The sequence below is a fragment of the Blastococcus sp. SYSU D00669 genome (genome assembly GCF_054050715.1).
Map to the genome: position 1 here is coordinate 16,203 of NZ_JBJGZV010000046.1, position 25,457 is coordinate 41,659.

The 25,457-nt window shown below is 75.0% G+C and carries 25 protein-coding genes; 11 read left to right on the top strand and 14 right to left on the bottom strand.

Going from position 1 to position 25,457, the window contains the following annotated elements; translation table 11 throughout:
* Positions 1–28: 28 nt before the first annotated feature.
* The 4 genes from ACI8AF_RS23690 to ACI8AF_RS23705 are packed head-to-tail and all read left to right on the top strand — an operon-like array spanning position 29 to position 5,737.
* Complete coding sequence (locus ACI8AF_RS23690; protein ID WP_456542224.1) at positions 29–652, top strand: hypothetical protein; 624 nt, start codon at positions 29–31, stop codon at positions 650–652.
* A complete protein-coding gene (locus ACI8AF_RS23695) occupies positions 643–1,773 on the top strand; it encodes an FAD-dependent monooxygenase (protein WP_456542225.1) in 1,131 nt (376 codons plus the stop codon). Before ACI8AF_RS23690 ends, ACI8AF_RS23695 begins: the two co-directional genes overlap by 10 nt.
* Before the next feature lie 11 nt (positions 1,774–1,784).
* Positions 1,785–3,863, top strand: a complete 2,079-nt coding sequence (locus ACI8AF_RS23700; RefSeq protein ID WP_456542226.1) for a hydantoinase/oxoprolinase family protein — start codon at positions 1,785–1,787, stop codon at positions 3,861–3,863.
* Entirely contained in the window at positions 3,860–5,737 is a 1,878-nt protein-coding gene (locus ACI8AF_RS23705) for a hydantoinase B/oxoprolinase family protein (RefSeq protein WP_456542227.1), read from the top strand. Before ACI8AF_RS23700 ends, ACI8AF_RS23705 begins: the two co-directional genes overlap by 4 nt.
* A gap of 13 nt (positions 5,738–5,750) precedes the next feature.
* On the opposite strand, the gene ACI8AF_RS23710 is transcribed toward ACI8AF_RS23705, so the two are convergent.
* Both ACI8AF_RS23710 and ACI8AF_RS23715 read right to left on the bottom strand, forming a co-directional pair.
* Complete coding sequence (locus ACI8AF_RS23710) at positions 5,751–6,245, bottom strand: DnaJ family domain-containing protein (protein ID WP_456542228.1); 495 nt, start codon at positions 6,243–6,245, stop codon at positions 5,751–5,753.
* A gap of 20 nt (positions 6,246–6,265) precedes the next feature.
* On the bottom strand, positions 6,266–6,841 hold the full coding sequence (locus tag ACI8AF_RS23715) for an NADPH-dependent FMN reductase (protein WP_456542229.1): 576 nt from the start codon (positions 6,839–6,841) through the stop codon (positions 6,266–6,268).
* A gap of 252 nt (positions 6,842–7,093) precedes the next feature.
* On the opposite strand from ACI8AF_RS23715, the gene ACI8AF_RS23720 reads away from it, so the two are divergent.
* Positions 7,094–8,107 carry an ATP-dependent DNA ligase gene (locus ACI8AF_RS23720; protein ID WP_456542230.1) on the top strand — a complete coding sequence of 338 codons (1,014 nt, stop codon included), beginning with the start codon at positions 7,094–7,096 and terminating at the stop codon, positions 8,105–8,107.
* Here ACI8AF_RS23720 and ACI8AF_RS23725 read toward each other — a convergent pair.
* The 6 genes from ACI8AF_RS23725 to aceB all read right to left on the bottom strand — a co-directional run bounded on the left by ACI8AF_RS23725 (position 8,104) and on the right by aceB (position 14,356).
* Positions 8,104–8,619 (bottom strand): MarR family winged helix-turn-helix transcriptional regulator, encoded by a 516-nt coding sequence (locus tag ACI8AF_RS23725; RefSeq protein ID WP_456542231.1) that lies wholly within the window; start codon positions 8,617–8,619, stop codon positions 8,104–8,106. The two genes, ACI8AF_RS23720 and ACI8AF_RS23725, sit on opposite strands and share 4 nt — an antisense overlap.
* A 77-nt stretch (positions 8,620–8,696) precedes the next feature.
* Entirely contained in the window at positions 8,697–9,530 is an 834-nt protein-coding gene (locus ACI8AF_RS23730) for an SDR family oxidoreductase (protein WP_456542232.1), read from the bottom strand.
* 87 nt (positions 9,531–9,617) lie between these two features.
* Entirely contained in the window at positions 9,618–10,637 is a 1,020-nt protein-coding gene (locus ACI8AF_RS23735; RefSeq protein WP_456542233.1) for an anti-sigma factor RsbA family regulatory protein, read from the bottom strand.
* Between the two features lie 109 nt (positions 10,638–10,746).
* Positions 10,747–11,412, bottom strand: a complete 666-nt coding sequence (locus tag ACI8AF_RS23740; protein WP_456542234.1) for a DUF5701 family protein — start codon at positions 11,410–11,412, stop codon at positions 10,747–10,749.
* Between the two features lie 67 nt (positions 11,413–11,479).
* On the bottom strand, positions 11,480–12,709 hold the full coding sequence (locus tag ACI8AF_RS23745) for a DUF6986 family protein (RefSeq protein ID WP_456542248.1): 1,230 nt from the start codon (positions 12,707–12,709) through the stop codon (positions 11,480–11,482).
* A gap of 75 nt (positions 12,710–12,784) precedes the next feature.
* Positions 12,785–14,356, bottom strand: a complete 1,572-nt coding sequence (gene aceB, locus ACI8AF_RS23750; protein WP_456542235.1) for a malate synthase A — start codon at positions 14,354–14,356, stop codon at positions 12,785–12,787.
* A 53-nt stretch (positions 14,357–14,409) separates the two neighbouring features.
* Between aceB and uraD the strand changes: the two genes are divergently transcribed.
* The 3 genes from uraD to pucL are packed head-to-tail and all read left to right on the top strand — an operon-like array spanning position 14,410 to position 16,167.
* On the top strand, positions 14,410–14,904 hold the full coding sequence (gene uraD / locus ACI8AF_RS23755; protein ID WP_456542236.1) for a 2-oxo-4-hydroxy-4-carboxy-5-ureidoimidazoline decarboxylase: 495 nt from the start codon (positions 14,410–14,412) through the stop codon (positions 14,902–14,904).
* On the top strand, positions 14,901–15,218 hold the full coding sequence (uraH, locus tag ACI8AF_RS23760) for a hydroxyisourate hydrolase (RefSeq protein ID WP_456542237.1): 318 nt from the start codon (positions 14,901–14,903) through the stop codon (positions 15,216–15,218). Before uraD ends, uraH begins: the two co-directional genes overlap by 4 nt.
* Before the next feature lie 58 nt (positions 15,219–15,276).
* On the top strand, positions 15,277–16,167 hold the full coding sequence (pucL, locus tag ACI8AF_RS23765) for a factor-independent urate hydroxylase (protein ID WP_456542238.1): 891 nt from the start codon (positions 15,277–15,279) through the stop codon (positions 16,165–16,167).
* Positions 16,168–16,174: 7 nt separating this feature from the next.
* Here the strand turns inward: pucL and ACI8AF_RS23770 are convergent, their stop codons facing one another.
* On the bottom strand, positions 16,175–16,627 hold the full coding sequence (locus ACI8AF_RS23770) for a hypothetical protein (protein ID WP_456542239.1): 453 nt from the start codon (positions 16,625–16,627) through the stop codon (positions 16,175–16,177).
* A gap of 78 nt (positions 16,628–16,705) precedes the next feature.
* On the opposite strand from ACI8AF_RS23770, the gene ACI8AF_RS23775 reads away from it, so the two are divergent.
* Positions 16,706–17,188: a phosphoribosyltransferase gene (locus ACI8AF_RS23775; protein WP_456542240.1), complete on the top strand. Its 483-nt coding sequence runs from the start codon at positions 16,706–16,708 to the stop codon at positions 17,186–17,188.
* A gap of 53 nt (positions 17,189–17,241) precedes the next feature.
* On the opposite strand, the gene ACI8AF_RS23780 is transcribed toward ACI8AF_RS23775, so the two are convergent.
* The 5 genes from ACI8AF_RS23780 to msrA all read right to left on the bottom strand — a co-directional run bounded on the left by ACI8AF_RS23780 (position 17,242) and on the right by msrA (position 22,852).
* Entirely contained in the window at positions 17,242–18,825 is a 1,584-nt protein-coding gene (locus ACI8AF_RS23780; RefSeq protein WP_456542241.1) for a methyl-accepting chemotaxis protein, read from the bottom strand.
* 125 nt (positions 18,826–18,950) lie between these two features.
* A complete protein-coding gene (locus ACI8AF_RS23785) occupies positions 18,951–20,039 on the bottom strand; it encodes a class I SAM-dependent methyltransferase (RefSeq protein ID WP_456542242.1) in 1,089 nt (362 codons plus the stop codon).
* Between the two features lie 43 nt (positions 20,040–20,082).
* On the bottom strand, positions 20,083–21,192 hold the full coding sequence (locus ACI8AF_RS23790; protein WP_456542243.1) for a class I SAM-dependent methyltransferase: 1,110 nt from the start codon (positions 21,190–21,192) through the stop codon (positions 20,083–20,085).
* Entirely contained in the window at positions 21,189–22,106 is a 918-nt protein-coding gene (locus ACI8AF_RS23795; RefSeq protein WP_456542244.1) for a haloalkane dehalogenase, read from the bottom strand. Before ACI8AF_RS23795 ends, ACI8AF_RS23790 begins: the two co-directional genes overlap by 4 nt.
* 92 nt (positions 22,107–22,198) lie before the next feature.
* Positions 22,199–22,852 carry a peptide-methionine (S)-S-oxide reductase MsrA gene (gene msrA, locus ACI8AF_RS23800; protein WP_456542245.1) on the bottom strand — a complete coding sequence of 218 codons (654 nt, stop codon included), beginning with the start codon at positions 22,850–22,852 and terminating at the stop codon, positions 22,199–22,201.
* 59 nt (positions 22,853–22,911) lie between these two features.
* On the opposite strand from msrA, the gene ACI8AF_RS23805 reads away from it, so the two are divergent.
* Both ACI8AF_RS23805 and ACI8AF_RS23810 read left to right on the top strand, forming a co-directional pair.
* On the top strand, positions 22,912–23,928 hold the full coding sequence (locus ACI8AF_RS23805) for an NADP-dependent oxidoreductase (protein ID WP_456542246.1): 1,017 nt from the start codon (positions 22,912–22,914) through the stop codon (positions 23,926–23,928).
* A 197-nt stretch (positions 23,929–24,125) separates the two neighbouring features.
* Positions 24,126–25,403 (top strand): class I SAM-dependent methyltransferase, encoded by a 1,278-nt coding sequence (locus ACI8AF_RS23810; protein ID WP_456542247.1) that lies wholly within the window; start codon positions 24,126–24,128, stop codon positions 25,401–25,403.
* Positions 25,404–25,457 lie beyond the last annotated feature (54 nt).

Genomic DNA, 25,457 nt, shown 5'->3' on the forward strand with positions numbered 1-25,457 from the left:
ACGCTTCCGTATCTCACCGGAGTCCGACATGCCCCTCCCCCTCCTCACCCCGCTCCGCCCGCACGACTCCGCGCGGGTGGCCGTCGCGTCCTTCGCGCACGGCCGCCGGCGGGTGACCATCGACCACCAGCCGCTGGCCGGCGTGACGCCCGCCGAGGTCCTCGGCTGGTTCCGCTCGATCGGCCGGACCATCGACTACGACGGCGCGCAGGTCCCCCGCTACCTCGCCTGGCACCCGCTGGACCACCTCGCCTGGGCGCTGGCCCGCCCGGCGCCCGGCGGCGGCGCGGCCGAGGGTGCCCGCTTCCGGATCGTCGAGCAGTTCGCCGGTCGCCCCGAGTACCGCATCGACGTCGTCGACCGGGTGGAGAAGCTGGACGAGACCGGCATCCGGCTGGTGCAGCGGGTGGGCGGCGTCGCCGTCCTGCAGCTGGAGCACACCTGGTCGGCCGGCCGGGACCGGACGCACTACGTCAGCGTGCTCGACCTCGGTGCGCGCAGCGCGGCGATGGCGCCGGTCAACCGGGTGCTGCAGCGGCGGTTCCCTGACCACATGGTCGACGCCTGGGTCACGCACAACGTCGAGGAGGTCGGCCGGCTGGAGCTGCTGCTGCCGATGCTGCGGGTGCAGGACGGTGCGCTGTGCGGGTAGCCGTGGTCGGCGCCGGGGTCGGCGGCCTGGCCGTCGCGGCCGGGCTGCAGCGGTCCGGGGCCGAGGTCACCGTCTTCGAGCGGGCGGAGGAGCTGCGGCCGGGCGGCTCGGGGCTGTCGCTGTGGGCCAACGGGTTCGCCGCGCTGGACGCGTTGGGGCTCGGCGACGCCGTCCGCGCGGTGGCGGGCGACGCCCCGACCGGCCTGGTGGCCGGGCAGCGGCGGCCGGACGGCACCTGGCTGGCCCGCACCCCGGCCGCCGCCGTGGCCGGCCTGCGCGTGGTGCACCGGGCCGACCTGCACCGCGTGCTGGTGGGCGCGCTGGCCGGGGGGACGCTGCGGCTCGGCTGCCCGGTCGACGCGGTCTCCGCCGCCGGCGACGAGGTGGTGCACGGCGGCGGGACCGAGCGGTTCGACCTCGTGGTCGCCGCCGACGGCATCGCCAGCCGCGTGCGGGCGGGCTGGCCCGGCGACCCCGGCCGCCGCTACTCCGGCTACGCCGCCTGGCGAGGCGTGACGGCCGCGCCGGTCGACCTGCTCGGCGGGGCCGGGGAGACCTGGGGCCGCGGGCTGCGGTTCGGCATCGCGCCGCTCGCCGACGGCCGCGTCTACTGGTTCGCCGTCGCCTCGATGCCGGCGCGCACGGCGATCGCCGACGAGCACGGCGAGGTCCGGCGCCTCTTCGGCGGCTGGCACGACCCGGTCCCGGCGCTGGTCGCCGCCACCCCGCCGGACGCCGTCACCCGCCTCGACATCGACGACCTGGCCCGGCCGCTGCCCACGTTCCGCCGGGGCCGCTGCGTGCTGCTGGGCGACGCCGCCCACGCCATGACGCCGGACCTCGGCCAGGGGGCCAACCAGGCGCTCGAGGACGCCGCCACGCTGGTGCGGCTCGTGCAGGGCGGTGACCTGGACGCCGCGCTCGGCGCCTACGACCGGCTGCGGCGGCCGCGCACCCAGCGGATCGCCCGCCGCGCACGGGCGCTGGGCCGGGTGGCACAGTGGCGCCGGCCGGTCCCGGCGGCGCTGCGCGACGCCGCCCTGCGGCTCACCCCGGACGCCGCCGCGGGTCGGCAACTCACCGCCCTGCAGACCTGGTCCCCACCGGTATCTCAGCGCTAAGGTATCGCCCCATGAGTGCGCCGTCCCGCCGGGTTCGCATCGGGATCGACACCGGGGGGACGTTCACCGACGTCGTCGCGGTGGACGAGGGGACCGGCCGGACGACGACCACCAAGACGCCGTCCACCCCCGCGGACCCGGCGGAGGGCTTCCTGGCCGGCGTCCGCAAGGTGCTCGGCCTGCTCGAGCTCGACGGCGGGTCGATCACCGCGGTCAGCCACGGGACCACGGTGGCCACCAACCAGCTGCTCGAGGGCAAGCTGGACCGGATCGGCTTCATCACCACCGAGGGCTACGAGTCGGTGCTCGAGATCGCCCGGCAGTCGGTGCCCGACGGCTACGGCAACAGCTACTTCTGGGTCAAGCCACCGCGGATCGTGCCGGCCGACCTGGTCCGCACCGTGCGCGGCCGGCTGGACTTCCGCGGCGAGGAGGTCCGCCCCTTCGACCGGGACGACGCCGTCGCCGCCGTCCGCTTCTTCAAGGACGCCGGCATCCGCACCCTCGGCGTCTGCTTCCTGCACTCCTACGCGAACGACGCGCACGAGCGGGCGATGCTCGAGGTGATCGAGGCCGAGTACCCCGAGGCGGTGGTCTCGCTCTCCAGCGAGGTGCTGCGCGAGTACCGCGAGTACGAGCGGTCGGTGACGACGCTGGTCGACGCGGCGGTCAAGCCGAAGGTCGGCGCCTACGTCACCAACATCCGCACCCGGCTGGACGAGATCGCCCCCGGCGTGCCCTTCTACGTGATGAAGAGCAACGGCGGCGTGCTGTCGGCGCAGGAGGTCGTGCACCAGCCGATCACCACGATGCTCTCCGGCCCGGCCGCGGGCGCCCTCGGCGCGGCGCTCATCGCCGGGACCGCCGGCTTCGACCGGGTGCTCACCTGCGACGGCGGCGGCACCTCGACCGACGTCACCGTGGTCATCGACGGCGAGCCGACGCTCACCACCGAGGGCTCGGTCGGCGACTACCCGTCGAAGATCCCGATGATCGACGTCGTCACCGTGGGCGCGGGCGGCGGCTCGATCGCCTGGCTCTCGCCGGAGGGCACGCTCAAGGTGGGCCCGAAGTCGGCCGGCGCCGACCCCGGCCCGATGTGCTACCCGTCCGGCGGCGACCAGCCCACGGTCACCGACGCGCACGTCGTGCTCGGCCGGATCCCCCCGCACCTGCTGGGCGGGGAGATCCCGCTGTCGGTGGAGGCGGCCACGGCCGGGCTCGAGCGGCTCGGCGCGGAGCTGGACCTCTCCCTCGAGCGCACGGCCACCGGCATCCTGGAGATCTCCGCCTGGAACCAGGCCAACGCGCTGCGCCAGGTCACCGTGGCCAAGGGCCTCGACGTCCGCGACTTCACCCTGACGACGTTCGGCGGGTCGGGCTCGCTGCTGGCCTGCCGGCTGATGGACATCCTCGGCCTGCCGCGCACGCTGGTCCCGCCGAACCCCGGCAACGTCAGCGCGTTCGGCCTGCTCACCGTCGACGTCCGCAACGACTACGTGCAGACGGTGGTCTCCAAGCACGCCGACCTCGACCTCGACCGGGTCAAGGCCGTCTACGCGGAGCTGGAGGACCAGGCGCAGGCGGCCCTGGACGGCGAGGGCTTCGGCCGCGAGGTGCAGCGGATGCAGCGCACCGCCGACCTGCGCTACGTCGGCCAGGCCTTCGAGGTGCGCGTGCCGGTGGCCGACGGCGTCCTCGACCGCGGGGCGGCCGAGGCGGTGGCCCAGGCGTTCCACGCCGCGCACCGGCAGCTCTACGGCTACGACTTCGCCGACGACCCCCGCCAGGCCGTGGAGTGGGTGAACCTGCGGGTGAGCGGGATCGGGCCGATCCGCCGTCCGGACATGGTCGAGCTGGACGCCCGGGACGGCGGGACGGACCGGGCCGTCACGGGCTCACGCCGGGTGTTCTTCGACGACTGGGTGGACACCCCCACGTACAACCGGCCCGACCTCGGGCCGGGCGACGTGGTGAGCGGCCCGGCGATCATCGAGGAGTTCGGCTCGACGGTGCCGGTGCACCCCGGCTTCCGCGCCACCGTGGACACCTACGGGAACCTGCTGCTCACGAAGGAGTCGGACCAGTGACCTCCCCGAACGGCAAGGTCGAGGCCGACCCGGTCCTCGTCGAGATCGTCGCCGGCACGCTGGCCGCGATCGAGAAGGAGGTCGAGACGTCGATCGGGCGCACCTCGCGCTCGCCGATGATCCGCGACGCCCACGACTTCCGGGCCGGCATCCACGACCGCAAGCTGCGCAAGCTCACCGGCCGCTCGTACTCGGCGCTCGTGCACCCCGTCGTCCGGGACTACCCGATCGAGACGATGGACGTCGGCGACGTCTTCTTCCACAACGACGTCTACCTCTCCGAGGGCGGGATCGGCCACCTGCCCGACCTGTGCGTGACGGTGCCGGTGTTCGCGGCGTCCCCGGAGACCGGGGAGCCGGAGGTGGTCGCCTTCATCCAGGCGTTCGGCCACCACGACGACATCGGCGGCGCGGTGCCCGGCTCGATGCCGTCGGCGGCGACCAGCGTGTACGAGGAGGGCCTGATGGTCCCCCCGATCAAGCTGTGGGACCGCGGCGTGCCCAACGAGAGCGCGCTGAAGATCATGACCCGCAACTCGCGGATGCCCGACTCGCTGGCCGCCGACCTCGACGCCGAGTGCTCGGCCTGCCTGGCCGGCGCCCGCCGCCTGGGTGAGCTGTTCGACCGCTACGGCGTGGCCGCGGTCGAGGCGTGCTTCGAGGCCATCCTCGCGAACTCCACCGAGGTCTACCGACGGGAGATCCTGTCGCAGATCCCCGACGGCACCTACGTCTGGGAGGACTACGCCGAGCACGACGGCGTGGAGGAGCCCAAGCTGCACCGCCAGCGGATCACGCTGACCATGGACTCCTCCGCGGAGGTGCCCCTCGTCATCGACTTCACCGGCACCGGCCCGCAGGCCAAGGGCCCGATCAACCACTGCGGCGACTACGCCGACGGCAACTTCCTCAAGAAGTGGCTGGCGCCGATCCTGCGCAACCTGGCCGGGACGCCGGAGCGGATGGCGCAGCTCGACGTCAACGAGGGGGTCGTGCCGCTGATCGAGATGCGCTTCCCCGAGAAGGGCACGCTGCTCACGCCGATCTTCCCGGCGCCGACCAACGCCCGGACGTTCGTCATCCTGCGGCTGCTCGGCGTGCTCGCCGGCGTGCTGGCCAAGGCCACGGGCGGCCGGATGCCGGCCGACCAGGAGACGATCCGATACACCGGCGTCTACGGCACCGACCTCGACGGCAACCCGTACCTCATGCGCGAGGTGCTCGGCGGCGGCTCGGGCGGCCGGTACTACGCCGACGGCGAGGACACCATCCACGTCGTCCCCGACTCGCGGAACCTGCCGACCGAGTTCACCGAGGGCCGCTTCCCGCTGCGGGTGGAGCGGCTCGGCCTGGCGGTGGACTCGGGCGGGCCCGGGCGCTACCGCGGCGGCTGCGGCTACGAGAAGCACATCCGGGTGCTCCGCGACGCGCACTTCATGTCGATCGCCGACCGCTCGATCCTGGCGTGCTGGGGTGTCAAGGGCGGCAAGGCCGGGCGGCCGTTCCAGATCACCGTCGACCCGGGCGGCCCCGACGAGCACGACGTCGACGCGCTGGCCGACGCCGAGCCGCTGAAGGCCGGCACCGTCGTCCGGATCCGGACGACCGGCGGTGGCGGCTGGGGTGACCCGCTGGACCGGCCGGTCGAGGAGGTGCTGCGCGACATCGCGTGGCGCAAGGTGAGCGTCTCGGGTGCCCGGGACGACTACGGCGTGGTCGTGCTGGAGTCCGGCGAGGCCGACCTCGCGGCGACCGAGGCCCTGCGCGCCGACATGCGGGCCGCCCGCACCGGCGACGAGCCGTTCTTCGACCGCGGCCCGGGCTACGCCCAGCTCTCCGGCGGCGCTGCCTTCAACGAGTTCGACGTCCTCTGATCAGCTGCCCCAGTCAGCGGTGATCATGGCGCCGGAACCACCTCCGGCGCCCCCGGCGTGGTTCCGGCGCCACGATCACGGGGGCGGGGTCCGGCGACGGCGGCGGGCGGGTGGTCCGCCAGAGCTCGAGGAGCGCGTCGAGGTCGGCCATGCCCGGGACGGCGTCCGCCCGGTCGGCGGGACGGCGCCAGTGGGCCGCGACGCGGCCGTTGAAGTCCTCGACCAGCGCCCGCACGGCCGCCTCCGACGGCAGGTGCGCGACGACCTCCGGCAGGCCGTCGCGCTCCTTCCGCAGGGCGAGGCCCGGCGGCAGCATGCCGTCGGTGCCGCCGTTCTCCCGCCGCGCCCACTCCAGCGCCCAGTCGTAGCTGGTCTGCTCGCGGTCCCGGCGGGGCAGCGGCCGGCCGGCCCCCTCGAGCTGCTCGAACGCGCCCCGGGCCTGCGCCTGCGTGATCTGGTGGTCGATCCAGGTCTCGAAGGACATGCCGCGGGGCTTGCGCTCGGTCATCCCCCTCGTTGATACCCGGTTCAGGCGGCGGTGCGCAGCGACCGCAGGGCCGGGGTCACGCGGGCCAGCTCGTCGAGCATCGCCTTGGCGCCCGCCTCGAGCTCGGCGCCGGGCGCGAACTCGTCGTCCTCGGTGAGGAACTGCGCGAAGAACGGGACGGGCACCGCCTCGACCACCGGCAGCATGCGCAGCGAGGCGAGCACCGGCTTGATCGCCGTGGCCGCGCGCAGGCCGGCCGAGACGCCGCCGTAGCTGATCAGCCCGGCCGCCTTGTCGGCCCACTCGACCGAGAGGTGGTCCAGGGCGTTCTTCAGCGACGCGGGGAAGGAGTGGTTGTACTCCGGCGTCACGAACACGAAGGCGTCGGCGCGGGAGACGGTGGCGCTCCAGTCCCTGGTCGACCGGTGCACGTACTGGCGCAGGCGCGGGTGGTTCGGCTCGTCGAAGACCGGCAGGCCGACCTCGGCCAGGTCGACGAGCTCGACGTCGAAGCCCGCGTGCTGCTCGGCGAACCGCTGGAACCAGCGGGCGACGGCGATGCCCTTGCGGCCGGCGCGGGTGCTGGCGGAGACGATCTGCAGGACCGGACGGCTCACGGTGGTGCTCCTCGGGAAGACTCTCAGTTTGCTTGACCTCTCAACAGTAGGAACGCGCAACCGATTCCGTCGTCACGCAGGGTGAGCGCGCTCGAGTCACGATCCGGCGACGACCGGCCGGTTCCGGTTGCCCGAGCGGCCCGCTGCTGCCCCTCGCGGGGGCGTTCGCGCAGCGTAGGGACCTGCCACGATCGGGTGACACGCCTCGTCGGGGAGGCGCGACGCCGATGACGGTCCGTGCACCCTGTCCGGGTGCCGTCGTCGTTCGTCCCTGGGTTGCCGGACCTCCCGCCCGACCTCGCCGGACCGGTGGCGGTGGAGCTGGCCAAGCCGGTGCGCGACATCCCGCCCCCGAGCGGGCTGCCGGGCGGCTGCCGCTACGAGCCCAAGTGGGACGGCTACCGGCTGGTCGTCGTCCGCTCGGCGCGCTCCACCCGGCTGTGGTCCAAGCAGGGCCGCGACCTCACCGACCGCTTCCCCGACATCGCCGCCGCGGCCGTGGCCCAGGTCCCGGCCGGCAGCGTGGTCGACGGCGAGGTGGTGGTCTGGAACGGCTCCCGGCTGGACTTCGGCCTGCTCCAGCAGCGCATCTCGACGGCGCCGGGCAGGATCCCCGCCCTGGTCGCGACCGCTCCGGCCTCGTACGTCGCCTTCGACCTGCTGGCCGCCGGCGGCACCGACCTGCGCCGGCGCACCCTGCGCGTCCGCCGCGAGCAGCTGGAGGCGCTGGCCGCCCGGTGGGCGCCGCCGCTGCAGCTGTCGCCGCTGACCGCGGACGTCGACGAGGCCCGGCAGTGGTTCACCGACTTCCGCCCCGCCGGCGTCGAGGGCCTGGTGGTCAAGGGCGCCTCCAGCCGCTACGCGCCGGGCCGCCGCGAGTGGCTCAAGGTCAAGTCCTGGGAGACGACGGAGATCATCGCCGGCGGCGTGATCGGCTCGATCGAGAAGCCCAGCCAGCTCGTCGCCGGCCTGGTGCGCGACGGCGAGCTGGTGGTCGTCGGGCGCACCAGCCCGCTCTCGCCGCGGCAGGCCGCCGAGCTGGCTGCCGTCCTGCGCCCGGCCGGCCCCGACCACCCGTGGCCCGACCGGATCGGCACCGGCCGGTTCGGCGGCGGCCGGCTCTCGGTGCCGCTGACCAAGGTGCAGCCGGACGTCGTGGTCGAGGTCAGCGCCGACGCGGCGCTGCAGGCCGGCGTCTTCCGGCACCCGATGCGCTTCGTCCGGGTACGGGCCGACCTCCGCCCCGAGGACCTCCCGGAGCTCTAGGGCTCCTGCGGGGTGCGGCCGAGGGCCACCAGGAAGCGGCGCAGCAGGTCGCCCAGCTGTGCCCGCTCCGCCGCGGAGAGGCCCGCGAGCAGCCGCCGCTCGGTGTCCAGGTGGTCGGGGAGGGCGGCGTCCAGCGCCGCGCGGCCCGCGTCGGTCAGCGTGACGACGACGGCGCGCCCGTCGGCCTCGCTGCGCTCGCGGGTGATGAGCCCCTTCTCCTCCAGCCGGTCCAGCCGCTGGGTGATGGCCCCCGACGTCACCAGCGCCGTGCGCATCAGCGCCGTGGGCGTGAGCTGGTAGGGCTCGCCGGCCCGGCGCAGCGCCGCGAGCACGTCGAAGGCCGGCGCGTCGAGGCCGTGCCGGGCGAAGGTGGCCCGCTGGGCGAGGTGGACCTCCCGCTGGGCCTGGGTGATCCGCCCGATGATGCCCATCGGCGAGCAGTCGAGGTCGGGCCGCTCCCGCGCCCACTGCTCGAGGATCAGGTCGACGGCGTCCCGCCCCTCGCCGCTCACGGTGCTCGACCGTTCGCTCCCGCGGGGCGCTCCGCTCCTCGCTCGTTCCTCGCTGCGATGCTCACGCCCTTGTCCGCTCACGCCGGGTCCGCCACGTCGGCCAGGTGCTCCGCGAACGTGCGCGGCGGCCGGCCCAGCAGCGCGGTGAGCACGCGCGGGCTCCCGGTGAACCCGTGCACCCGGTAGTGGTCGAACATGGTGCGCAGGCACCGCCCGGCGTAGGAGGTGGGCACGTCCCCCCCGGGGACGACGTCCTCGGCCACCACCTCGCGGCCCAGCCGCTCGCCCATCAGCCCGGCCAGCCGCGGCGCGGTGAGGGGCTCCGGCCCGACCGCCTCGAAGGTGCCGCCGTCGAGGCCGTCCTCGGTGAGCAGCACCGCCGCGGCCTCGGCGACGTCGCGCACGTCCACCAGCGACTGCGCCTGCCGCAGCCCCCACTGGCTGCGCAGCACCCCGCGGGCGGCCACCTCGGGCAGCTGCCCGTCGAAGTTGTCGGCGTAGGCGCACGGCTGCAGCACCCGCCACGGCACCCCGCTGACGTCCAGGGCCTCCTCGGCGCGGTCCTTGCCCGCGTGGTGCGGCATCACCCGCGCCTGCGGCCGCAGCACCGAGTGGTAGACGAGCCGGGGCAGCCCGGCGCGGCGGGCCTCGGCGAACAGCGCCCGGGCGCCCTCGGCCTCGCCGGGGTCGAAGTTGGGCCAGATCAGGTACATCGCGTCGGCGCCGGCGAGCAGGTCCCGCCACGGCTGCGGCTGGGTGAGCTCGCCCTGCACCACCTCGGCGCCCAGCGCCTGCAGCTCGGGTCGCGACCGGCGCCGGGAGACGACCGCGCGCACCGCCTCGCCCCGCTCGCGCAGGGCCCGGACGACGGCGGTGCCGGTGGTCCCGCCGGCCGCCGTCAACACGATCACAGTCGGTACCTCAACAGTGAAGGATCTCGGCAGTCAAGCGACGCGGCGGGCCGTCACCCGGTCGATCCGTCCCGGTCAGCTGTCCCGTCAGCGCAGCGCGGTGCTGAGCCGCACGGTGAGCCCGGCCGGGCCGGGGACCAGGTCGACGTGGTCGAAGAGCTTGCGGGCCAGCCACAGGCCCATGCCGCCGCGGCCGAGGTCGAAGCCGTGCGCGGGGATGAACCCCGCCAGCGGGTCGGCGAACGTCGTCCCGCTGTCGGTGACGTGGCAGACCAGCCGGGCGCCGTCGCTCCACAGCTGCGCGGAGACCGGCCGGCGGCCGTGCCGGAACGCGTTCGCGGCGACCTCGCTGATGCCGAGGCGGAGGTCCTCCAGCTGCTCCTCGTCGCCGGTCAGCCCGGGCAGCGCGCCGACGAGCCGGTGCCGGAGCTCCGGCAGCGTGGGGGCGTCGTCGACCACGACCAGCGGGGGGCCGTCCAGCAGCGGCTCGGGGACGGGCTGGAGGGAGCGGACGTAGTCGGCGGGGCTCTGGTAGGCGTCGTTGCTCTCCCACGCCGTCCCGGACGCCAGGTGCGGGTGCGTGCTGGCGGCGCTGGCGACCAGGTCGGCGGGCAGCCGGCGCCGGTCGTAGATGCACAGGTTGGTCAGCGGCAGCTCGGCCACGACGTGGTTGACCGCGGCCTCGATGCGCATCTCCTCGCGCACCCGCCGCGGGTCGTCGGTCGCCGGCACCTCGGCCAGCACCCGCACACGGCCGGCGCCGCCCCGGGTGGCCCGGTGGGTGTACTGCCGCAGGTGGGTGAAGACGTCGGGGCCGGGCGTGCCGTCGGGGATCACCGTCCGGTCGAACTCGAGCGAGCCGGCGGCGGACCCCAGGGCGCGGCAGACGGCGTCCGCGGTCTCGGGGGTGCAGGCCAGCACGGTGAGCTCACCGGCGGCCAGCCCCTCCTCCAGGTACGGGACGGCGAGCTCGAGCAGGGTGGTGTCGGAGTCGAACACCCCGGCGCCGTGCCGGAAGGAGCCCAGGCCCTCGGGCACGGCGTCGTCCGGGGCCGACCTGGCGCCGGGCACGGCCGAGGGCGCGATCTCCTCAGACGTTCCGTTCACAGGCCCCTCGACCGTGCTCCTGGCGGTGCCCCGCACCGCTGCTGTCAGCGCTCACATCGATTGTCGGCCGCTGCCCACCCGAGCTTGACACGAGGTGGTGCGTTCCGCGTCACGAACCAGGAGGGGGAGCGGCCAGCCGGCCGGCGCACGAGGCCGTGCCCAGCCAGGTGTGCGGGGCGCCCTGGTAGCACCAGCCCAGCCGCGGACGGCGGGCGCTCACCCACAGCGCCGGCACCCGCTTGTCCCCCGCCCGGGAGCCGGCCAGCGAGAAGCAGTTGCGCGACCGCAGGACGCCGTGGTCGGAGACGAGGACCGCCACGCCCTCAGCGACGGTCAGCGGGGTGCGCCCGGCCGCGGCGATCTCCTCGGTCGCCCGGGTCGGCGGCAGCCCGAGCGTGTCCGGCCCCGGGTCGACGTCGAGCAGCAGGTACGGCGTCGCCGGGACGTCGAGCTCGGGCAGCGGGCGGAAGCCGGCGAGGTCGCCGGGCTCCATCGTGGTGAACCCGGCGCCGCCGACCATCCGGACCGTGCCGAGCACGTCGACGACCGGCGCGTCCGGGACGACGACGACGAACGGGATGCCGCTGCTCCCCGGCAGGGTCGGCAGCAGGTCCCGCAGCGGCTCCAGCCACGCGCGGAAGCACTCGTCGGCGAGCTCGCGCCAGGCCGGCAGCCCCGCGGTCACCAGCGCGTCCACCTGCCGGTCGAACTCCAGGTCGGCCTCGGTGCGGACGACGGGCGGCTGCACCGCGGTCGTCGGCTCCACAGCGGTCATCGGGTCCCTCTCGTCCTCGGGCGGCACCGCGTCGTCCGCGGGCCGTTTCGGCACGATCGGCGGCGCCTCAGGGCTCCCCAGGCCGCCGGCCGGCCAGCTTAACGACCTCGACCCACGGCACTCCCACCGCGGTGGTGACCTCCGTCTCCTCCAGCGCCCCGCAGTCGAGCCCGCGCAGCACCACCCCGGCCAGCGCACGGGCGGTCGCCGGCTCGTCGAGGACACCGGCCCCGGTGCGGTCGAGGTAGGCCGCCAGCCGGGCGGCGGCTGCCGGCAGGGCCGCGCGGAAGAAGGCGTAGGTGGCCGCGTACCGGGTCACCAGCTGCGCCGGGTGCAGGTCCCAGCCCTGGTAGAAGCCGCGCTCGAGCGCCCGCCGGACCAGCCCGGCGTGCAGCCGCCAGGCCGCGTGCACGTGCTCGCGCGGGCCCACCGGCAGCACGTTGGTCGAGCCGTCGACCGCCCGGGCGCGGGTGCCGGCGACCGCCACCTGCACGACCTGCTTGGCGAAGTCGGCCGCCGGGTGGTCGGAGGACTGGTGGGCCGCGGCGATGCCGAGCGAGGCGCTGTAGTCGTAGGTGCCGTAGTGCAGGCCGGTCAGCCGCGGGCCGGCCGCGTGCACCATGCGCGCCACCGTCGCCGCGCCGTCCGGGCCGAGCACCGCCTGCGGGGTCTCCACCTGCAGCTCCAGGTCCAGCGCGACGCCGTGCGCGTCCTCGAGGGCGTCGAGCACCGGCAGGAAGGCGCGCACCTGCTCGACGTCGGTCACCTTGGGCAGCGTCACGGTCGAGCGGAGTCCCAGGGCCGCGTCTTCCGCGCCGTGGGACTCCGCGTACGCCCCGAGGAAGAGGTCGAGGGTGCGGACGCCGCGGCGGCGGGTCGGCCCCTCCAGCGACTTCGCCCGGACGCCGACCGACGGCAGCGGCTCGCCGGCGACCGCGGCCGCCGCGCGGAGGACGTCGTCGTCCTCCCGGTCGGGGCTGCCGCGGTAGCCGTCCTCGGCGTCGACGCGGAGGTCCTCCACCGGCTCGGCGGCGAGCTTGGCCCGCACCCGGGGCAGCACCTCCTCGACCAGCGCCGGGTCGAGGCCGAGGTCGGGCAGGCCGTGCTCGTCGAGCGCGGCGAGGGCGGCCGAGCCCCACGCGTGCGCCAGGCCCGGCGCGACGGCGTCGGCCGGCACGTAGCAGGTGTGCACCGGCTGCCGGCCGGCCCGCTCGCCGGGGTAGGCGGCGATCCGCGCGGCGTCGACCGGCTCCAGCCGCCGGTCCAGCTCGGCGTAGACGTCCTCGGGGAGGGTCAGCGTTCACTCCGGTGTCTCGTGGCCCGGTGCAGGGGCCCGCGTCGAGCGTGCGAGGCGTGGGGGGCACCGGGGTCCTTACTCGATCAGCTCGTAGGCCGGCAGGGTGAGGAAGTCGGGGAAGTCGTCGGCCAAGGCCACCTGCTCGAACAGCCGGCGGGCGTCGTCGAGCCGCGGCAGCTCGCCGATCCCCGCGACCTCCTCGGCGACGACGGAGCGCACCAGCTCCTCGGTGACGGTCTCCCCCGTGTCGAGCACGACGCCGTTGTGCACCCACTGCCACACCTGCGAGCGGCTGATCTCCGCCGTCGCCGCGTCCTCCATAAGGTCGTGGATCCCGACCGCGCCGTTGCCGCCGAGCCACGCGGCCAGGTAGCGGATCGCCACCTCGACGTTCGCCCGCAGGCCGGCCATGGTCCGCTCGCCGGGCACGCCGGCGACGTCCAGCAGCTGCTCCGGCGTCACCGCGACGTCGGGCCGCTGGCGGTCCAGCTGGTTGGGCCGCTCCCCCAGGACGGCGTCGAAGACCTCCCGGCAGACCGGCACCAGGTCGGGGTGGGCCACCCACGAGCCGTCGAAGCCGTCGCCGGCCTCGCGGGTCTTGTCCTCGCGGACCTTGGCCAGCGCGCGCTCGTTGACCTCGGGGTCGCGCCGGCTCGGGATGAACGCCGCCATGCCCCCGATGGCCAGCGCCCCCCGGCGGTGGCAGACGGCGACCAGCTGGTCGGTGTAGGCCCGCATCATCGGCGCGGTCATCGTCACCGCGCCCCGGTCCGGGAGCACGAACCCGGCCCCGGCCTCGCGGAAGACCTTGATCACGCTGAACAGGTAGTCCCAGCGGCCGGCGTTGAGCCCGGCGGCGTGGCTGCCCAGCGCGTGCAGCATCTCCTCCATCTCGAAGGCGGCCGGGATCGTCTCGATGAGCATCGTCGCCCGGATCGAGTCCTCGGGGATGCCGAGCACCTGCTCGGCGTGGTCGAACACCCGCGCCCACAGCGCCGCCTCGAGGTGTCCCTCCATCTTGGGCAGGTAGAAGTACGGCCCGCTGCCGCGCTCCAGCTGCTCGGCGGCGTTGTGGAACAGGTACAGCCCGGCGTCGACCAGGGCGCCGACGCTCGGCCTGCCGTCGACGAGCAGGTGCCGCTCGTCGAGGTGCCAGCCGCGCGGCCGCGGCACGATCGTGGGCAGGACGGCGTCGTCGCGGATCCGGTACTCGCGGCCGTCGGGGGCGGTGAACTCCAACGTCCGGCGGACGGCGTCGCGCAGCACCACCTGCCCGCCGACGACGTTGCGCCAGTGCGGGGTGTTGGCGTCCTCCAGGTCGGCCAGCCACACCTCGGCGCCGCAGTTGAGCGCGTTGACCGCCATCTTCGGCTCGGTCGGGCCGGTGATCTCCACCCGGCGGTCCTCCAGGCCGGGCGGGGGCGGCGGTACCCGCCAGTCGCCGGCCCGGATCTCCGCCGTCTCCGGGCGGAAGTCGATCCGCCGCTCGGCGGCGATCTCGGCCCGCCGGGTGGCGCGGGCGGCGAGCAGCGCGTCGCGGTGCCCGCCGAAGCGGGTCTGCAGGTCGGCGACGAACTCCAGCGCCTCGGGGGTGAGCACCTCGGCGGAGCGCTCGACCTCGGGACCCTCCACGCGCACGTCGGGCATCACGGCTCTCCTCGCCTCCGGCCGGTGACCAGCAGGGCTGGCATCCTCCCACCGTGGCCCTCGACGACTTCAACGCCGATCCACCCGACCAGGTGGTCCAGGCGCTGCGCACGTGCAACGCCGCCCCGCGCTTCGCCGCGGAGGTGGCCGCCGGACGGCCGTACCGCGACGTCGACACGCTGGTGGCCCGCGCCGAGGACGTGGTCCGCGGGCTGCCCTGGGCCGAGGTGGAGCTCGCGCTGGCCGGCCACCCGCGCATCGGCGACCGGGTGGAGGGCTCGTCGGCCGAGGCGCAGGCGTCGCGCCGGGAGCAGAGCTCGATGACCGGCGCCGGCGACGACGTGCGGACGGCGCTGCTCGAGGGCAACCGCGCCTACGAGGAGCGGTTCGACCACGTGTTCCTCGTCCGCGCCGCCGGCCGCTCGCCCGAGGAGATGCTCGCCGAACTCCGCCGCCGGCTGGGTAACGACGAGGAGAGCGAGCGCGCCGAGGTCGTCGAGCAACTGGCCCAGATCACGGGCCTCCGGGTGAGGGGACTGGTCTCATGAGCGTCAGCACGCACGTGCTGGACTCGGTGAACGGGCGGCCGGCCGAGGGGATCGCCGTCCGGCTGTTCGCCGGCGAGGAGCTGCTGGCGCGGGGCGTCACCGACGCCGACGGCCGCTGCCGGCTGCTCGAGGGCGCCACCGAGCCGGGGCGGCACCGGCTCGTGTTCGCCACCGGCGCCTGGTTCGCCCACCAGGACCGCGACACCTTCTACCCCGAGGTGGTGCTCAGCTTCGCAGTCCGCGACCCCGACGAGCACCACCACGTGCCGCTGCTGCTGGCCCCCTTCGCCTACTCCACCTACCGCGGCTCGTGACCGGAGGGGATCCGTCGGTGTCACACGCACGGATCCGCTCCGCTCCTACAGTGCGCGCATGGCGATCAGGCTCGGGCGCAACCAGTACGGCAAGGCAGAGGTGCGGGTGGTCGCGGTCGACCGCAGCTCCCCGCGGCACACCCTCGTCGACCTCAACGTCAGCAGCAGCCTGCGCGGCGACTTCGCCGCGGCCCACACCGCGGGCGACAACGCGCACGTGCTGACCACGGACGCGCAGAAGAACACCGTGTTCGCCTTCGCCCGCGACGGGGTCGGCCAGCCGGAGGAGTTCGGCCTGCGCCTGGCCCGGCACTTCGCCGGCTCCTACCCGTGGATCACCGGCGCGCGGGTGGCCGTCGAGTTCTACGGCTGGTCGCGGATCCCGGTCGGCGGCACCCCGCACGACCACGCGTTCCGGCGGGACGGCGGCGAGGTGCGGACGGCGGTGGTGACCGTCGACGGGGACGACGTCCACGTGCTGGCGGGCCTCGCCGACCTCGTCGTCCTCAAGACCACCGGCTCGGAGTTCTGGGGCTTCCCCCGCGACCGGTACACCACCCTGGCCGAGACCCGCGACCGCATCCTGGCCACCGCGGTGACCGCCCGCTGGCGCTACACGACCGCCGACCTCGACTTCGCCGACTCCTTCGCCGGCGTCCGGGGCGCGCTGCTCGAGGCCTTCGCCGCGACGCACTCGCTGGCCCTGCAGCAGACGCTGTACGCGATGGGCGAGGCGGTGCTGGCCCGCTTCGGCGAGGTGGCCGAGATCCGGCTGTCCATGCCGAACAAGCACCACTTCCTGCAGGACCTCTCGGCGTACGGGCTGGACAACCCCGACGTCGTCTACCACGCCGACGACCGCCCGTACGGGCTGATCGAGGGGGTCGTCGAGCGCGACGACGTCCCGGCCGCCGAGAGCGCGTGGGAGGGCACGCCTGGCTTCTGCTGAGACCGGCTCAGCCGGCCTCGACGCCGATCCCGCCCAGCACGGCGACGGCGTGGATGCGCAGGTCGGCCTCGTGCTCGTCGTGGGTGCGGGTCAGCCCGCCGTCGGTGCCGACACCGCCGATGCCGCGGAAGTGCGACCAGACCCGCCAGTCGGCGGGCACCCGCACGGCCAGCCCGCCCATCACCGCGCGCACGGTGAGGTCGACGCCGGCGGTCTCGCGGATGCCGGTGAGGTCGATCTCCCCGCCGGCCATGGCCAGGTCGACGCGCAGGCGGGACAGCTCCGGGTTGACCGGGCGCAGCTCGAGCGGCCCCAGGGTGCGCACCCGGCGAATGCTCTTGGTGCTCTCGTCGCCCTCGTCGAGCCGGCGCGCGGCCAGCCGGCCGGCCAGCCCGACGACGACCTGCAGCCCGACCCAGGCGGCCAGCCAGGGCAGCACCCGCCGACCGATCCGTGCCATCCGGTCTCCCATGGCGCCAGCCTGCCCCTCCCCGGCCCGCCTGCCCAGGGGCCGGACCGCCCCTGCCACCATCGGCCGGTGAGCGAACCGCGGGAGACGCTGACCTACGAGGCCTTCGGCACCGCCGCCCGGGACCTGGCGCAGCACGTGGCCGACGACGGGTTCAGGCCCGACCTGATCCTCTCCATCGCCCGCGGGGGCCTGTTCCTCGGCGGGGCGCTGGGCTACGCGCTGGACGTGAAGAACCTCTTCGTGATGAACGTGGAGTTCTACACCGGCGTCGACGAGCGGCTCGAGCTGCCCGTCGTCCTGCCCCCGACGCTCGACGTCGTCGACCTCACCGGCGCGACCGTCCTGGTGGCCGACGACGTCGCCGACACCGGCAAGACGCTGGAGCTCGTCCGCGACTTCTGCGCCGGGTACGTCGCCGAGGTGCGGACGGCGGTCATCTACGAGAAGCCGCGCTCGATCGTGCGCTGCGACTACGTGTGGAAGCGCACCGACCGGTGGATCGACTTCCCGTGGTCGACGCTGCCGCCGGTGGTGCGGCGGGCCGGGTAGTGGGCGCCGGCGGCGGGAGACCCTCCGCCGCCGGCGCCGCTCCTCCCGGTCGCTCAGTACCGGAAGCGGGAGACCGAGGAGTGCAGCGCGGACGCCATCCGCGCCACCTCCTCGATGGCCGACCGCGCGTCGGCCATGGCCTGCTGGGTGGAGCCGGTGGCGCCGGCCACGGCCTGGATGTTCTCCGCGATCCGGTCGGCCGACTGCGCGGCCTCGGCGACGTTGCGGTTCATCTCCGTCGTCGTCGCGGTCTGCTCCTCGACGGCCGCGGCGATGGTGCCCTGCGAGTCGTTGATGACGGCGATGATCGAGGAGATCTCGCCGATGGCCCGCACCGCGCCGTCGGTGTCGGCCTGGATGGCCTCGACCCGCTGCGCGATGTCCTCGGTGGCCTTCGCCGTCTCCTGCGCGAGCTCCTTGACCTCGTTGGCCACGACGGCGAAGCCCTTGCCCGCCTCGCCGGCCCGGGCCGCCTCGATGGTGGCGTTGAGCGCCAGCAGGTTGGTCTGCTCGGCGATCGAGGTGATCGTCTTGACCACGCCGGCGATCTCCAGCGACGACTCCCCGAGCTTGGCCACGGTCACGGTGGTCGCGTCCGCCACCTCGACCGCCTGACCGGCCACCCGGGCGACCTCGGCGGCGTTCTGCGCGATCTCGCGGATGCTGGCGCCCATCTGCTCGGAGCCGGCCGCCACCGTCTGCACGTTCGTCGACACCCGCCCGGCGGCGGTGGCCACGGCGCCGCTCTGCGTGGAGGACTCGCCGGCCAGGCGGGCCATGTCCTGGGCGCTGGCCGACAGCTGCTCGGTCGCCGAGGCGAGGGTGGTCGAGCTGTCGCCGATCGCGGCCACCACGGTGCGCATGTCGGCCATCGCGGCCTCCAGGGCCACCGCCATCCGGCCGACCTCGTCGCGGCTGGTCACCCCGGTCTCGCCGCGCAGGTCGCCCTCGGCGAGGGCGGCCACGACCGCACCCACCCGGCGCAGCGGGCCGACGACGGAGCGGGTGATGACCCAGCCCAGTCCGGCCAGCAGGGCCACGCCGACGGCGGCGACCAGGACCGCCAGCGTGATCGCGGTGCCGCGCTCCGCCGTGGCCCGGTCCACCGCGTCGCCGGCGTGCGCCTCGATCGCCTCGCCCACCGAGGGCAGCGAGTCCTCGAGGGCGCCGAACTGCTCGCCGAACGCGGGGTACAGCGCGCCGGCCGCGGCCGGGTCCCGCCCGGCGAGGGCGACGACCTGCCCGGCGGCGCCGAGGTAGGCCTCGACGTCCGGCACCACCTGCGCCACGGCCGCGTCCACCTCGCCGGAGAGGTGCGCGGCGGCCAGCCGGTCGAGGATGTCGTGGAAGTTGGCGGTGTGGGCGTCGAGGTCGGCGACGGCGCCCGCGTACCGGTCCCCCACCCCGCCGCTGAGCAGCGCCTGCAGCACGTCGGCCCGGACCGCGTCGTGCATCATGTCCGCCTCGAGCGCCAGCCCGGTCGCCGCGTTGGCGTCCAGCAGCGTCTCGGCCCGTTCTCCGGTGTCCTGCAGCGCCCGCACGGTGATCAGGGCGAAGACCGCGAGCGCCACCGCGCCGGCGGCCACGAGGACGGCGAGCTTGGTGCCCAGCGGACGGTCGGACCAGGAACGGGCCACGGTGCTCCCCAGCGGGCCGGCTGTACCGGTGGGCGGTCCACCGTGCCGCTTCCTTCGGCAGCTGGTTGGAGTGACTACAGCCGAACGGTCGAGGAGGGAAAGTCTTGATCGGGTCGTGACCTGGGTCACCCGGCGCGGAGCCGGTAGAAGCGGAAGAAGTCGTGTTCCACCGGGAGGACCTCCACGCCGGCGAACCCGGCCTCCCGCGCGTACCGCTCCAGGGTCGCCGGGCGCATCACCGTGCCGGTGCCGACGGAGGGCCGGGTGGACATCCCGTCCGGCAGGCAGCAGAAGAGGCTGTAGCCGTACATCAGCCGCTCGACCTCGTCGCCGGGCGCGGTGAACCGCTCGGCGACCCGCTCGTCGGCCACCAGCACCGTGCCGCCGGGGCGGGCCATCCGCCGCATCGCCCGCAGCACCGACACCGGGTCGGGCAGGTCGTGCACGCACTCGAAGGCCAGCACCAGGTCGTACGCGTCGTCCTCGGCGAGGTCGCCGACGTCGACCACCCGGAACCGCACCCGGTCGCCGACGCCGGACTCGTGCGCGTTGCGCTGCGCCTGCTCGACCGAGGGGACGTCGACGTCGTAGCCGTCGACGCGCGCCGCCGGGTAGCCGAGCGCCATCCCGATCGACGACCAGCCCATGCCGCAGCCGACGTCGGCGACCCGGCCGCCGGCGCGCAGCGCGGCGTCGACGTCCGGCAGGATCGCGAGCACCTCAGGCACGAGGGAGTGCAGGAAGAACGGACGGTTGGCGGCGGCCTGCCCCTCCCAGGCGTCCGGTCCCATCTCGTGCCAGCTCAGCCCGCCGCCGGTCCGGTAGGCGTCGACCAGCCGCCCGGTGTTGCGGGTGAAGGCGACGGCCACCTGGGCCAGCGGCGCGGTGTAGGCGGGGCTCAGCTCGTCGACGAGCACGTCCCGGTGCGCGGCCGGCAGCGTGTAGCGGCGGTCGTCCGGCGCGGCGTCGACGTCGTCCACGGTCAGGTAGCCGGCCACGGCCTGCTGCTCCAGCCACTCGCGGGCGTAGCGCGGGTCGGTGCCGGTGCGCTCGGCCAGCTCGGGCGCCGTGGCGGGGGCGGCGGCCAGCGCCCGGTACCAGCCCAGGCGCCCGCCGAGCTCGACCGCGGCGGCCTCGAAGGCACCGACCACCGCGGCGACCAGCCGGTCGGCCAGGGCGGTCCGCTGCAGTTCGTCGGGTTCGGTCGTCGTCACGGACCCCGACCGTGGCCTCGCCCCGCTCCCGCCCGACAGGGCCTTACGTCCCGTCCCGGCGGGTCGAGACGGCGACGCTGAAGCGCCGGTCGCGGGCGACCACCCGGGTGGGCCCGACCAGCCGGCGCAGCGCCACGGGGTGCGGCAGCGGCGAGTTGAACACCGTCCACAGCTCACCGCCCGGCCGCAGCACCCGGCCCGCGGCGGCGAACAACCGGTCGGCGGCGCTGGTCACCACGGCCGCCCCGAGGTGGAACGGCGGGTTGCAGACGACGAGGTCGACGCTGCCGGCCGGCACGCTCTCCGCGGCGTCGTCGCGGAGCACCTCGACCGCGACGCCGTTCGCCACGGCGGTCGCCGCGGCCGACCGGACCGCGGCCGCCGACTGGTCGGTGGCGACCACCCGCACCCCCTCGCGGGCCAGCGCGGCGGCCAGCACGCCGGTGCCGCAGCCGAGGTCGAGCACCGTGCCGTCCCCGCGGTGTAGCAGCGCCCGCAGCAGCGCCCGGGTGCCGAGGTCCACCCGGGTGCCGGCGAAGGCGGCGCCGTGCGCGCACACGGTCAGCCCGAGGTCGGGGTGGTGCTGCCGCCGGGGGAAGGACGACGCCACCGCGCGCGGGCCGCGGGCGACCAGCACCCGCGACTTCTGCCGGGCGAGGGTCGCCGACACCTCGGTGAACGAGTCGCGCAGGACGTCGTTCATCGCGTGCGTCATGTGCTTGACCCGCCCGCCGACGAGCACCGTGACGTCCGGCGCGGCCGACGCGGCGACGACCTCGGCGATCTCGCGCAGCGCGTCGAGCGCCTTGGGCGCCTTGACCAGGACGACGCGGGCGCCGTCGGCCAGCGCGGCGTCGAGGCCGGTGCGGGCGAAGGAGCCCGTGAGCCCGGTGCGCTCGGCGTTGCGGACCAGCGCCCGCTCGGCGACCAGCAGGTCCTGGGTGACGCGGACGCCGTCGGCCCCGTGCAGCGCGACCGCGCCGAGGGTGAGCGCCCCGTAGGAGTCGTCGACGACGGCGACCTCCCCCGGGCCGGCGCCGGCGATCAGCCCGGCGGCCTCGTCGAGCAGCAGCCGGTCGGTGGCGTCGACCGCGACGAGGTCCGGGGCCTCGACGTCGGGCTCGCGGGAGAGCTGGGCGAAGAGGTCGCTCACCGGGCGGGGGTGGCGGCGACGAACCCCGCGACCACGTGGGCGAGCTGCGGGCCGACGTCCTCCTGCAGGAAGTGCCCGCCGCCGGCCAGGGTCGTGTGCGGCTGCCCCTGCGCCCCGGGGACGAGCCGCTGGAACACCCGGTCGCCGCCGGCGGTGATCGGGTCGCCGTCGGAGAACGCGGTCAGGAACGGCTTGTCGAAGCGGGTCAGCGTCTCCCAGGCCGCCCGGTTGGCCGCAGCCGCCGGGTCGTCGGGCCGGGTCGGCACCAGGGACGGGAAGACCCGCGCACCGGCCTTGTACCGGTCGTCGGGGAAGGGCGCGTCGTAGGCCGCCACCACCGGGGGCGGCAGCGGCGTGACGCACCCGTTCTGCACCACCCGGCCGACGTCGAACGCCTCCGCCGTCGCGGCGAACCGCTGCCACGCGAGGAACGCCTCGGTCACCGGGTGGTCGCCGGTGGGCAGGCCGGTGTTGGCGACGACCACCCGGGAGAAGCGGTCGGGGTGCTCGCCCACCAGCCGCAGCCCGATCAGCCCGCCCCAGTCCTGCCCGACCAGGGTGACCCCGGTGAGCCCGAGCCCCTCGAACAGGGTCTGCCGCATCCACTCGACGTGCCGGGCGTAGGTGTAGGCGGCCGGGTCCACCGGCTTGTCGGACCGGCCGAACCCGACGAGGTCCGGGGCGACCACCCGCAGCCCGGCGGCCGTGAGCGGCGGGATCACGTGCCGGTACAGGAACGACCAGGAGGGCTCGCCGTGCATGAGCAGGACCGGCTCGCCGTCGGGCGGGCCCACGTCGACGACGGCGACCCGCAGCGGGTCGCCGTCGTCGGTGGTGAACGTGACGTAGCTCGGCGCGTAGGGGAAGTCCGGCAGACCGGCGAACCGGTCGTCCGGCGTCCTCAGCACCTCCACGACGCGCACCGCCCCTCAGGCGAAGGAACCTTTACATGCGTTCTGGGCTCGAGAACGCATGTATAGGTTCCTATGCCTCGCTCGCTGCCGCCTCAGACGCCGGGCAGGCCGACCGGGCAGGAGACACCGGTGGAGTGCACCGGGCAGTAGCCGTTGGGCACCTTGTAGAGGTACTGCTGGTGGTAGTCCTCGGCGTAGAAGAACTCCCGCAGCGGGGCGATCTCGGTGGTGATCTCGCCGTACCCGGCCTCCTTCAGCCGCTGCTGGAAGGCGTCGCGGCTGGCGCGGGCGGCGGCCTCCTGCTCGGGGCCGTCGTAGTAGACGGCCGAGCGGTACTGGGTGCCGATGTCGTTGCCCTGGCGCATGCCCTGGGTGGGGTCGTGGTCCTCCCAGAACACCTTGAGCAGCTGCTCGTAGGAGATCTGCGCGGGGTCGAACACGACGAGGACGACCTCGGTGTGGCCGGTCCGCGCCGAGCAGACCTCCTCGTACGTCGGATTGGGCGTGTAGCCGCCGGCGTAGCCCGCGGCGGTGGAGTAGACGCCCGGCGTCTGCCAGAAGACCTTCTCCACGCCCCAGAAGCAACCCGCGCCGAAGACGGCGGTCTGCAGGCCGGCGGGGAAGGGGGGCTGGATGCGGTTGCCGTTGACGGCGTGCACCTCGGGCACGTGCGGGAGCGGGGTGGGGCGGCCGGGGAGGGCGTCGGCGGCCGAGACCGGCTGCGTCTTGAACCGGGAGAAGACCATGTCCCGAGCGTAGGCCGCCCGGGCAACCGGCTGAGCGGTCCGGAGTGCAGGATCAGCGGGTGATCACGACCCGTGAGTGGCAGCTCGCCGCCCGACCGCACGGCGAGCCGACGCCGGAGGACTTCCGGCTGGTCGAGCGCGAGCACACCGACCCGGCCGACGGGCAGGTCGTCGTCCGCATGCTGGCGATGTCGGTCGACCCGTACATGCGCGGCCGGATGCGCCCCGGCCCCTCGTACGCCCCGCCGTGGGAGGTCGGCGAGACCATGCAGGGCGGCGCGGTCGGCCGCGTGGTGGGGTCCCGCTCGGCCGACGTGCCCGAGGGCGCGCTGGTGCTGACCAACGCGGGCTGGCGGGACGTCGCCGTCCTCGACGCGGGCGCCGTGCGCGTGCTGCCCGACCTCGACGTGCCCCCGAGCTACCACCTCGGCGTGCTGGGCATGCCGGGCCTGACCGCGTACGCGGGGCTGTTCCGCGTGGCCGCGTTCCGGGAGGGCGACGCGGTGCTCGTCTCCGGCGCGGCCGGGGCGGTGGGCAGCCTGGTGGGGCAGTTCGCCCGCCTGCGCGGGGCGTCACGCGTCGTCGGCAGCGCCGGCAGCCCGGCCAAGGTGGCCTGGCTGACCGGGGAGCTCGGGTTCGACGCCGCTTTCGACTACCACGACGGCCGGGTGGCCGACCTGCTCGCCGACGCCGCCCCCGACGGGATCGACGTCTTCTTCGACAACGTGGGCGGCGAGCACCTGGAGGCGGCGATCGGCGCGTTCCGGCTGCACGGGCGGGCCGCGATCTGCGGGTCGATCTCCCAGTACAACGCCGTCGAGCCGCCGCCGGGACCGCGCAACCTCTCGCTGCTGGTGGGGCGGCGGATCACCCTGCGCGGGTTCCTCGTCGGCGACCACGGCGACCTGCGGCCGGAGTTCGCCGAGACGGTCGGTGGCTGGCTGCGCGACGGGTCGCTCGTCGTCCGGGAGACGGTCCGCGACGGCCTCGAGGAGGCGGTGCCGGCCTTCCTCGACCTCCTGCGCGGCGGGAACACCGGGAAGATGGTCGTCCGGCTCGCCCCCGACCCGGCCTGACCGTTTCCGGCTCCCCGCGGTCCGGTTTTCCGTCCTGGCGGGACGGGGGATCGGACCGGCAGGGGGTGGCGCACCCGATCGGGTGCCCGGGCCGATCTCGCACGGGCGAGCCTGTTGCCCACCGGGGGCGCCACCGCGCACCATCCGCGCAGCAGCTCGATCGACGGCGCCGTCGGTCCGTGCGAGAGGAGCGGGCGATGACCACCGTCCAGACCGACCGGACCGACCGGCCGCGCTTCCCCGTGCCGCGCCCCGACGAGGCGCACTGGCCCGGGCTGGCCCGCCCCCCGCGGGCGCCGTTCCGCGCGCGCATCGCCGAGGCGGTGTTCCGCTCCGCCGTGGGCCCGCTGCCGATCCGCGTCGTCCTGCCCGACGGGCGGGTGCTGGGCAGCGGCGGCAAGGACGCCCCGGTGATGCGGCTGGTCCGGCCGCACGCCTTCTTCGCCCGGCTCGGCGCCGACGTGAAGATCGGCTTCGGCGAGGCGTACATGACCGGCGACTGGACCACCGGTGCCGGCACCGACCTGGCCGAGCTGCTCTCGGCCTTCGCCGCCCGGGTCGGCCGGCTGGTGCACCCGGCGCTGCAGAAGCTGCGGCACGTCGTCGAGCGCACGCAGCCCGCGCACGAGGAGAACAGCAGGCAGCACAGCCGGAGCAACATCTCGCGGCACTACGACCTGTCCAACGAGCTGTTCGCCGAGTTCCTCGACGAGACGATGACCTACTCGTCGGCCTGGTTCGAGCCCGGCGACGACCTGCGGTCGGCGCAGCTGCGCAAGATCGACGGCATCCTCGACCTGGCCCGCGTGCGGTCCGGGATGCGGGTGCTAGAGATCGGCTCCGGGTGGGGTGCGCTGGCGATCCGCGCGGCGCAGGAGCGCGGCGCCGCCGTCACCACGCTGACCCTGTCCGCCGAGCAGCGGAAGCTGGCGCTGGAGCGCGCCGCCGCCGCGGGCGTGGCCGACCGGGTCGACATCCGGCTGCAGGACTACCGGGACGTGCGCGGGCAGTTCGACGCCGTCGTCTCGGTGGAGATGATCGAGGCGGTCGGCGAGCGGTACTGGCCCACCTACTTCGCCGCGCTCGACCAGCTGCTCGTCCCGGGCGGCCGGGTCGGGCTGCAGTCGATCACCATGCCGCACGACCGGATGCTGGCCACCCGCCGCGGGTACTCCTGGATCCACAAGTACGTGTTCCCCGGCGGGATCATCCCGTCGCTGCAGGCCATCGAGGACACCCTGGCCGCGCACACCGCGCTGTCGGTCGTCGAGCGCCGCGAGCTCGGCCCGCACTACGCCCGCACCCTCGCGCTGTGGCGGGAGAGGTTCCTGGCCAACTGGGGCCGGCTGGAGGGCGCGTTCGACGACACCTTCCGCCGGATGTGGGAGTTCTACCTCGCCTACTGCGAGGCGGGGTTCCGCGTCGGCTACCTCGGGGTCAGCCAGCTCGGCCTGGCCCGCACCCCCACGTGGTGAGCGGAGTGGGGGGGGGGGGGGGGGGGGGGGGGCGCGGCCTCCGCCCCCTACACC

Bases quoted from the DNA above. Each gene is read 5' to 3' on its own strand.
- ACI8AF_RS23700 (WP_456542226.1), top strand. From the start codon at position 1,785: ATGAGTGCGCCGTCCCGCCGGGTTCGCATCGGGATCGACACCGGGGGG.
- pucL (WP_456542238.1), top strand. From the start codon at position 15,277: ATGGCGATCAGGCTCGGGCGCAACCAGTACGGCAAGGCAGAGGTGCGG.
- aceB (WP_456542235.1), bottom strand. From the start codon at position 14,356: ATGCCCGACGTGCGCGTGGAGGGTCCCGAGGTCGAGCGCTCCGCCGAG.
- ACI8AF_RS23690 (WP_456542224.1), top strand. From the start codon at position 29: ATGCCCCTCCCCCTCCTCACCCCGCTCCGCCCGCACGACTCCGCGCGG.
- msrA (WP_456542245.1), bottom strand. From the start codon at position 22,852: ATGGTCTTCTCCCGGTTCAAGACGCAGCCGGTCTCGGCCGCCGACGCC.
- ACI8AF_RS23770 (WP_456542239.1), bottom strand. From the start codon at position 16,627: ATGGCACGGATCGGTCGGCGGGTGCTGCCCTGGCTGGCCGCCTGGGTC.
- ACI8AF_RS23740 (WP_456542234.1), bottom strand. From the start codon at position 11,412: ATGACCGCTGTGGAGCCGACGACCGCGGTGCAGCCGCCCGTCGTCCGC.
- uraH (WP_456542237.1), top strand. From the start codon at position 14,901: ATGAGCGTCAGCACGCACGTGCTGGACTCGGTGAACGGGCGGCCGGCC.
- ACI8AF_RS23710 (WP_456542228.1), bottom strand. From the start codon at position 6,245: ATGACCGAGCGCAAGCCCCGCGGCATGTCCTTCGAGACCTGGATCGAC.
- ACI8AF_RS23810 (WP_456542247.1), top strand. From the start codon at position 24,126: ATGACCACCGTCCAGACCGACCGGACCGACCGGCCGCGCTTCCCCGTG.